The organism is Chitinophagaceae bacterium (genome assembly GCA_007695095.1).
Taxonomy (GTDB): domain Bacteria; phylum Bacteroidota; class Bacteroidia; order Chitinophagales; family REEL01; genus REEL01.
In genome coordinates this window covers 1-9,502 of the sequence record REEL01000183.1, presented here as the reverse complement: position 1 = coordinate 9,502, position 9,502 = coordinate 1, and the positions used below count along the sequence as shown (strand labels likewise).

Below are 9,502 nucleotides of genomic sequence, written 5' to 3'. Positions count from 1 at the left end.
GTGCCTATTTGAAAATTGGACTAAACACTAAAGAAATTGCCGAAATATTAAACATTCAACCTTCCAGTTTTTACATCAGCCGCTCACGCCTCCGGAAAAAGCTTAATTTAAAGCCTGAGGAAGATTTGTATAGTTTTTTGAATGGGGTGTAAACAGGTTCTATATTCAAAAAAAACTGTGTAATGTGTATACCGAAGTCTGCAATATTGAGTTAGCGGCGGGGTCACTTTTAGTCCTGTTTTCCGCACTTTTTTACTACCAAAACTAATTCCCAGGAAAATTGATCAGTTATAGAAATAAAAAATTGGTATTCATTTATTTTTACGATAAATTTACATAAAGTATCATGAAACTTGAAAAAAGTTTCGTAAAATATTATTATTTAAATGATAAAACTACTATTTAGTGGTGACTTTGCACCACTTGTGCCACCTTAGATAATTTTTGATAATCAATATAAAGGAATTGAACCAATATTACCATGCATTAATATACATATTACCAATATTACCATGCATTAATATACATATTACCAATATTAACAATGCAACAACTCCTTAAATTAAAAATAAATTTCTTATTAAAAGAAATTCTGTATAGTGCTTAGAAATAGAGACATATAAATTAAAGCATACTTATTGAAAGATCTGGTCATTTCAGTAAAACGGACAAAAATACTAATGTTCATCATCATTATTTTTGCAATAATCCTGGTATCACAGATCAGGCTGCCTAAACCAATGTTTAATTTTCTGATGGAACCGAATAAACGGGTAGTATTTATTGTTCTCGACGAAAAGAATGAACAGATCGAATGCAGTCTCAACATTTTCGGTAAAAGAACCAACATTTCAATCATAGCGCCAGATACCATAACCCTGGGATATGATGTATATACTATAAGCGGAGAAACAGTTGATCATATTGTCGCTACCCAAGTCGAAGTGGCTTCGAGTGATACAACGTTTTTCATCATAGCTGAGAAAAGAGGAGGTGAAATAATGCTTGAGGATGTAATATGGGCGATGGATAACTATATGCTGAAATATGATGGTAATACATTGTATCTCAGTGAGAATGGAGGCAGAACATATACTAAATCATTGCCCATAGATATTGGCACTTTGAAGGCCGTTCATGTATTTAAGGATGGTGAGGTAATGTTCGGTGACCATCAGAACATGTTTTATTCTCATGATTGGGAGAATTACTACCAGTCCACAGTCTTAGACATTGATGGTGAGCCGTTTATAAGAACAAGGTATGATAATTTCACGATGGCAGGACGTGTAAATCATAGGGTAATAATAAATGGTACAGAGGTTTTTTGTTGGGGGAATTATTCTATGACTGCTGGTACAGAATATGTTAATATTAATGCTTGGTACACTGTTGATAAAGGGCAAACGATAAAAAGTGCATATGCTTTCAGGTCTGATAGGGATGACCTTGAATCAGAATTTTTGTACACAAGGCACATTCATAATATTGATGTTAATCCTGCCGATACTACATTTTGGATGCAAACGGGCGATTTTACCACAGGTGGCGTTCATCAAAGCCATGTTTTAAAGGGTTCATACGATTTAGAAGAAGATAAATGGAATTGGGAATTAATAGGGAGTGGCAATAATTTTAAATGGTGTAATGTTGTTTTTTATGAAGGTTATGCCTACTGGGCGTGGGACATAACCCCTGGAGGAGTAGTTAAATCTGCCTATAATTCTATATCAGATATTGAAAAACATGAACAAATATTTTTTGCTCCAAATGATTGTACTGAAGTTGTGATAAGTGACTCGGGAGAGATGGTTGTTTTTATTACTATGTACGGTGGTCCGGAATCCCCGAGAAAATTCTGGTATAGCGAAGATCGGGAAACATTTCATGAGATAGTTGGTTGGTTTCCGGATAAATATGATACACCAAACACATTTTATTGGACAGTGTCGCAAATCACTAATGATGGAAGGCTAATCTGTGGAATATGGGTTCCAGATGAAGTAAGCTTCCTTGATTGGGATTTCAGGCCTGGTCAAGATGTAGCTCCATTAATCAGAGCACAAGGTTTCCCCAATGCACTTTTACCGCAAGGTGATGAGTAATAAACTAATTGCCTGTTTGGTCCTCACTGAAAAAGGCAGCCTTTCCCGATTTGTAAGCCAAGCTTATTAATTAATACCTAATTAAAGTATCCCACTTGATAATTTTTTTAAATTCACTGAATCTAGGTGCCAGCTTGTCATGACTTACAGGAGCAGTTCCCAATACCATTGCGGCTTGCTCTAAATTCTGCAATGAGCCTAATTCTACTACATTTTTTCCCATAAACTCCATGATACTATCCTGCTTATCGATTACACACGCATCTACTATCTTCCAATAGTCCGGACAATAGGCAGCAATAATAGAAGTCCAATAACTTGCTCCAAAGTTATATACCGCAGAAAATCCGGAAATTTCTTGCATAAGAAAATCATTCAGTCTCTTGATAGATTGCAGATATTCAACTCTACTGCTGTAGAATTGGATGATATCAAGATCGAAAGTTTCTTTTTCTCCTATTAGCTTCCCCTGGTAGGAAGGATTATTTGTCATACATAATAGTTGCGCAGGTGGAATAGAAGGATTTTCCAGTGATTGTGTTACCCATACCGTTTCAAAACCAAAGTCTCGTCCTATTTTTCTGAGATGATCGGGCAAGAAAGAGTAGTTGTGATCAGACCAAAAAAGATCGATACTTGGTCTTGAACCGTCGGGGCAGGTAGCAATGATAACCCCGTGCTCACTCAAGAGCATCTTCATATCAGCAATAAATTTGCCAATGTCATTGACGTGTTGGAGTACATTATTAGAGTAAACCAGGTCATAGGTATCATTCATATTTGAATGTTCAATTTTATTTTCTATTATAGTATAGCCTTTTTGTTTAGCTATTGCTGCATTATATCGATTAGGTTCAATACCGAAGATCTCGATACCATCATATCTGGAGGACATTGCATCCATCATCCAACCTTGTCCAGAACCAACATCGAGGACTTTCTTAAAATTAAATGCATCAAGAAGGTATTTACTCATCCACTCGGCGAGATCCTTGTATCTTCTTCTGTGATATTCTTCAATACCGGGGCGTTCGTAATAGGGCGCATAGTCTTCCTGGTAATATTCACCTTGACCTAAATAATTAAATTTGTTACGCTTAACAAAACCACACATCGAGCATAGAGATTTACCAAGCGGCTGCTTAATAATTTTCCCTGTCGTTGTCACGGAAAGGGAGTTGTTCGGATCCGGTAATTCGAGCCAGTTGTTGTTGTTACAAATTTCGCATTTTTCTTTCATGGTCATTTTTTCTTTTTATAAGTAATATTTCGCTATCCACAAATCGTTATTGCATGATATTTAGGGAAGTAACCCGACAGGATGAACCTTTTGTAGGAAGGCCTCAAACATTTCTTGCAGTTTACTCTTTCTTTTTGTGTCGTCGTTGTTTTTTTATATGTCAATTATTTTAATTTATAATAACTAGTAAATTCTTTTATAGATTCTTATTCAGAATTTTAAATACAACAGGATCTAAATTTTTAATGCCAATTGTGCCTATCGCTGCAGTTAAAAGATCTTTATCAATAGGCTTACCTTGTAGCATTTTAATCATTGCTTTCGGGAAATTTGCTCCGGCAAGATGAACAAATGGATATTGCCCGCCTAACCGATTATTCATCTCAATAATACAATATTCATCATCAACTCTCAAACAATCTACATCCATATTACCGATATGCCTTATTTTAGTGGCAATAGATTTCCCAATATCAAGCAATTTCTCATTATGGATTATCTCGGCTGAATCGGTCTCACCAGCTCTCATCCCTAATTTCTTCTTACATGCACATGTTAAAAAGTTCCCATCTAAATCGTTTAATATATCCAGACCATACTCATCGGTCTCAAATTTTTCCTGAATAATAACATTTGCATTATTATCAAATACCGACTCATATTTTAAATAGCTGTTATTAATATCAACCTTTGCTTTTTTGTAGAAAACCTCGAGTTCATTGATGTTATCAGCAGAGTAAAGACCGATTGATCCCATCCCCCATCTCGGCTTTACCATAAGCGGAAATGAAATATCTTTATTCTTTAATGATATTAAACAATCATTAATATTTATAAAACTTTTTGGGGTATAAAACCCATTTGAGTCTAAATAGTTATAAGTTTTCCACTTGTCGTTGCATATCTGGGTAGTTTCATAGTCAGAGACTACAATAGTAATTCCGTGTTCATCGAAAATATGCTTGTTTAATGCTAATACCGGCAAATCTATATCGAATAATGAAATAATTGCGGTGATACTATTTTGTTTGGAATAATTAATCAAAAAATCTATATATTCTTCATTGTAAATTAAAGGTGTTATCACTGATTTATCAGCCAGCTTCATTGCGTATGTTTCAAAACTATTGGCAGCATGAACTTGACCTATTCCTTTCATTGAATCTTTAAAATAAGATATTATGTAAGAGCGACGGCCTACTGAAGTTAATAGTATATTCATGTTCTATTTCTTATACTTTATTTTATTTAGTATCTTGATGTTTGCAATTATAAAATGAATGGCTAATGATTTGTAAAATATGATCTGAAAATATCCTCAAATGTCTCTTTTTGTCGAACTACAATTTCTTCGCCATTATCAAAAGCGATGATCGGTGGTGCCAATTTAATAAAGGGCGGGGTAAAAACAATTGTATATGCTCCAACGTTTTTAAACTTCAGATAATCTCCGGCTTCTAATGTACCTGTAAAATTCTCGCATAATATATCGTTCTCCAAACAAGTATATCCAACGACCTGATAAATATTATCAACTGGATTATTATTATTCTTTTTAATAACACGTACTGTAAGGTTTTTTGAATGCCCAGACGGTTTCACATTGAAAAAACTTCCCGAACAAATAGCTATATTCTTTGCTTGAATATTCCTTACATCATATATTTTAGCTATATAATGAAGCACATCTACCGTTAAAGCAACACCCGGTTCCAGTATCAATTCAATATCACCCTTTGGAAATTCTTCGCGCATCCTTGTTGCTATTGCCTGGCCATATTCTTCAAAAGAGGTAATAATACCATCAAATTGGCTTTTCATATTTTCATCCATACGGCCATAAAAACCACCACCGATATTGATATATTTAATATCATATGAACCCAGCTCATTTTTAGCAATCGCGATAAGATTATTTAATCTATTCAAGTATGATGCTATACTTCTATCTGGTCGGCCGGAGTGAAAATGAACTCCGCTAATATTTAAGTTTTTTGTGCTGTTAATTATATTTAATGCATTTCGAAAATTTTCTGAATTAACATCATATCCAAATCGTGAGAAAAAGTTATCCTTCAGATCAATATTAAACCTTATACCGATCTCAAAATTTCGATTGGCATGTTTATTGGCAATCTTAACAATATTGCCAAGTTCGTAATTATTATCAACATTTACTTTACTCCCATTAATCAAACAGAATTCCAGACTTTCAACTGATTTTTCCGGCCCATTATAAATTATTTTTTGCGGATTTACATTTATTGATTGTGCAATACGTAGTTCAAGTTCCGATACAATTTCAGCGTATGCATTAAGTCCGTCAGCTTTTTTACACAAATAGGGTATATAGTTTGTTTTATATGAATAACCAATATTTGTAAAAGAATAATATTTCCTGAAAGCCTGTAATAAATCTTTGACATTGTTTTCGAAACTTGAAATATTCAATACATAAAAACTATTGCCATATTTACTTTCTAATTTTTCTATTGAATCATATTTCATCGTTGCATCTGGTTTTAGGTTGAATCAGAATTATAAAATCGTTGATAAGAGTATTAAATTATTTCGAAAAATAATCCGACCACAACCAATAAATAGCATGTAGATTAGCCAAGTGGCCGCTTTATAATTTCCCCGTTCGTTTTATTGGAATCAGATTCCATGGGATCTGGCTATTAGCAATTTATGACAATTACACCGTATTTGCATGATATGGAGGGAAATAACCTGACAGCATGTTTGGATCAGCATTCACTTCTTTGCAAAGCTGGCCGAAAAGATTTTTGCTGTAAATTTGTTTTAGGCTTTTGAGAGGAAAAATATCTCCACCAAATCGCTCTTTGAACTGGGCTACCCCATCACCGGGTCGAACTCCTCCACCAAGATTAAACCACTCCACTCCTTGTGTTTTCAATAATTTTACGGCATTCCAAAGCAACGTAACCGAATGTCGTCGTGCATCGTTACTTGAAATGCCCAGCAGATACTCACCAATATAGGGTGTAAATGCCAGCATGATTACTTCTTCCAATCCTGTCTTTCCCTCTGCACCAAATAGTATAACATTATTCATATTTGCAAGTTCTATGATTGTCTCCGGTGTAAATTGGTAGACAGTTGATGCTCCCTTGCGCTTGAAGAAATCAGCATAGTGTTTGAGTAAAAAATCAAGAAGCCGTGTGCGCTCAAAAATAATTTTGCAGTTATTCCCTGCTGCACGCAACTGTCGCTTACGGTTGGTGGAGAGACGCGCAAACAACTCATCTAACTCAAGCCGCAGATCAATTGCATAGAGGCAGTTGTAGACATATGCCTCATTAGGCTTGTAGCAATTGAGATCATATAAAATCGGGTTCAGACCAATATAACCACAGACATAATTACGGGCGGCAGCTTCTTGTTTCCAGTATTGCAGGAAGTCCGGATGGGACACCTTTCCAACGAAACCGGAAAACCCATATGGTGTAAGGATGTCGATATGACCACGAAAAGAACGTTCAGCAATGGGACAGACAATACGGTTTCCATCCGTTTCGAAGACATAGAGGTATGTATCGTATCCTGTACTCAGTGACATTGCGTGGCAACTCTCCCATGTATGTCCGAAAGCATGGGGTATCCCCTCAAGAGCAGAATTCCAATCCGATGGTTCATCGAGTGAGATCCATGTGTTGCGTATCATTTTTATTTCCTTTGCATTGATTTGTTAGGGAACAATTGCTTTCACGTTCTCTATCGTAATATCTTCAGATATGTAGCTACGAATCAGGTGCTCCAGGTATCTCATCATTACCTGATCTGCGATTGTGCATGCTCTGCACGCACCGAGAAGTTCGATTTTCAGAATTCGGTTATTATAACTGATGATCCTGATATCACCACCGTCCCTTTTTATCTCCGGGCGAATACCATCCAACAATACCTTGAGCAGTTCCAGTTCATCAGCGCCTTTCTGACGCCTGGATTGTATGAGTTCATCAATTTCACGCTCTTTTACTATTGGTTGGGCTAGCTTTGGGGTTACAAGTTTGCTAGTCAAGAACTCTTCATCAATTCCGAAGAACTCCAGAAATTCATCCAATTGTTCTTTGTCCACTTCTTCGAAGCTAGTATGCTGCTTTGCCAATTCCTTGTGGAATTGTTCCTCAGTAATTTGCCCATCTCGAAAAAGTGCTGCTGGCGTCATCATCGCCAATGCAGTGTGATCGTTATTAAGTGTTCTAAGGGGACCGAGCATATGATGAAATCTGCAATCCATGTGTTTGTCTTCACGATTGTTGCTGTTCCAGCCAAGCTCATTCTCGATTACGTTATAGATTTCCTCGTCAACGTGGTTTATATAATCAAAAAGGTGTAGAAGGTGAAACTGGTTTTCTGCACGTACCTGTTTTGTAAGATACTTCTGATAGATATCAGGTGGAATAGTTTCCTTGACCATTTCAACAAAGGCATCTTCAAAGCAATAGCGATGAGCTGCACGAAAATGAGATGAATCAATTTTAAAGACATAACCGGTTATTATAAGAGGAATATTGTATTCCATGGCAACCTGCCCCAAGGCACTGTGGATAGTTAAATAACATATCTCACAGAAGTTTTTGGTCTTTTGGAAAAAGGCTCTGTATATTGATTTAAGTTCCTCTTTATCGCGGGTTACAATATGGTGATCAACATCAAACTGCTCAATAATCTTCTTCATATTGGCCATTGCCACAGGTGTCAGCAACCCATTGTCTGCCGTTACTACAAGCGGCCTCATGCCGTATTTCCTGGTAACCAGATATAGAGTGTAGACACTATCTTTTCCACCAGAAAAAGCAACAATAGAGTCGTACTTCTGATCCTTGTGTCTTTCCTTGTAATGTTCGAATATGCCTCGGAGTTCCTTCTCTTTTTCTGCGTAGTCACGGTTAAGCCATTTCTTTTGGTGTTCATGGCAGATGACACATTCTCCCTGCTTGTTGATAAACCTTTCCTCGAAAGGCATCAGGCATTTTTTGCAGTTCACTCTTTGTTTTTGGGTTATTGTTTCCATAATAAGTCAATTATTGGTTAAATCCAGCTTTTCTGAGGATATCACAAATTTATAATTATTGTTGATATATTGCTTATTTTTTGAAACTAAATGGTTACTTTAATATCACAAAGATAAAATAATTTTTTATTTAATAGATAATATTTTATGTTTAGGGAAGATAATACAACCTTTAAGAGAAGTAATCTTTCTTTATTTTATTCCAACGGAATAAGCATCATCCACTTTTTTCCCAGTTTCCTGTATTCACGGGTACCACCGATATATATAATTTAGGATTGCAGGTTTTTGCGATAATCAGGTTTTCATTACCGGAGCACCCCGTTTTGTGGCAGATTCTCAAGCATGGAATACAAAGAAACCGCACCCGGCGAAAAAAAGTAGCGTTTTTGTTGAAAACTTTTTTCCGGTGGTTTTGAAAAGCAAATGAATTCCCCCATACCGATAGAATGGTTTTGTTTTTCGATATACGTATTCTAATTTTAAATATGCATATATTTAGGAGTAGATGATTGTTGAAAAAAAGTGAGTCGGTTCAGAATATTTGAACGGTCTTAAAGAAAGGTTAAAATAAAAAGATTTTACAAAATATTTCCTCTAATGAAGAAAAAAAGCCCACAAATCCTGTATTTTTTTTTATCTTTGTGGTAATCTAATCAGATAACCACTCATGATATCACGCAAATACAATGCACTATTAGTTGCATTGATTTTGCTCAGTATAGTTTTCTGAATTCAGGGTTCTATAACCTGAAATCAGAAAATATAGCTTACAACGAACAACCTGGGAAAACGATATGGGGAATAACTACTTATCCATATTATTTGCTTACCACGGTTATTACAACCGGTATACCTGCATATTCTGTTTTTTCTAATCATATAAATTCCCGAAGTTATGAGTGAATCCAAAGAAATGCTTGAAATTAATTTGCTTTCTGTCCAAAAAAGTTTGCTGAAGTACTGGTATTATATTGCCGGTTGTGTTGTTTTAGCTTTGGTAGTAAGTTTTTTTTATCTGAAATTTTCTTCTGTAACTTATAATGTGGGTGCTTCCATTTTATTTCGGATAGATCAAGGACAAAGTATAAGCTCTTCACCTGACTTTTTAAGGGC

General features: G+C 35.7%; 8 protein-coding genes. 3 read left to right on the top strand and 5 right to left on the bottom strand.

Going from position 1 to position 9,502, the window contains the following annotated elements; all coding sequences use genetic code 11:
* Both EA412_14750 and EA412_14745 read left to right on the top strand, forming a co-directional pair.
* Positions 1-152, top strand: a 152-nt coding sequence (locus EA412_14750; GenBank protein TVR75849.1) for a hypothetical protein, incomplete at its 5' end; no start/stop codon positions are given.
* Positions 153-680: 528 nt separating this feature from the next.
* Positions 681-2,105: a hypothetical protein gene (locus EA412_14745; protein ID TVR75848.1), complete on the top strand. Its 1,425-nt coding sequence runs from the start codon at positions 681-683 to the stop codon at positions 2,103-2,105.
* Between the two features lie 70 nt (positions 2,106-2,175).
* Here EA412_14745 and EA412_14740 read toward each other — a convergent pair whose 3' ends face one another.
* From EA412_14740 to EA412_14720, 5 genes are all read right to left on the bottom strand, one after another.
* On the bottom strand, positions 2,176-3,351 hold the full coding sequence (locus tag EA412_14740) for a class I SAM-dependent methyltransferase (GenBank protein ID TVR75847.1): 1,176 nt from the start codon (positions 3,349-3,351) through the stop codon (positions 2,176-2,178).
* A 190-nt stretch (positions 3,352-3,541) separates the two neighbouring features.
* Positions 3,542-4,567 carry an ATP-grasp domain-containing protein gene (locus tag EA412_14735; protein TVR75846.1) on the bottom strand — a complete coding sequence of 342 codons (1,026 nt, stop codon included), beginning with the start codon at positions 4,565-4,567 and terminating at the stop codon, positions 3,542-3,544.
* Between the two features lie 62 nt (positions 4,568-4,629).
* Positions 4,630-5,853 (bottom strand): decarboxylase, encoded by a 1,224-nt coding sequence (locus tag EA412_14730; GenBank protein ID TVR75845.1) that lies wholly within the window; start codon positions 5,851-5,853, stop codon positions 4,630-4,632.
* A gap of 190 nt (positions 5,854-6,043) precedes the next feature.
* Positions 6,044-7,033, bottom strand: coding sequence for a hypothetical protein (locus tag EA412_14725; GenBank protein ID TVR75844.1), 990 nt, complete (start codon positions 7,031-7,033; stop codon positions 6,044-6,046).
* Positions 7,034-7,057: 24 nt separating this feature from the next.
* Entirely contained in the window at positions 7,058-8,386 is a 1,329-nt protein-coding gene (locus EA412_14720) for a hypothetical protein (protein ID TVR75843.1), read from the bottom strand.
* Between the two features lie 898 nt (positions 8,387-9,284).
* Between EA412_14720 and EA412_14715 the strand changes: the two genes are divergently transcribed.
* Positions 9,285-9,502: hypothetical protein (locus EA412_14715; protein TVR75842.1), on the top strand; the 218-nt coding region annotated here is incomplete at its 3' end.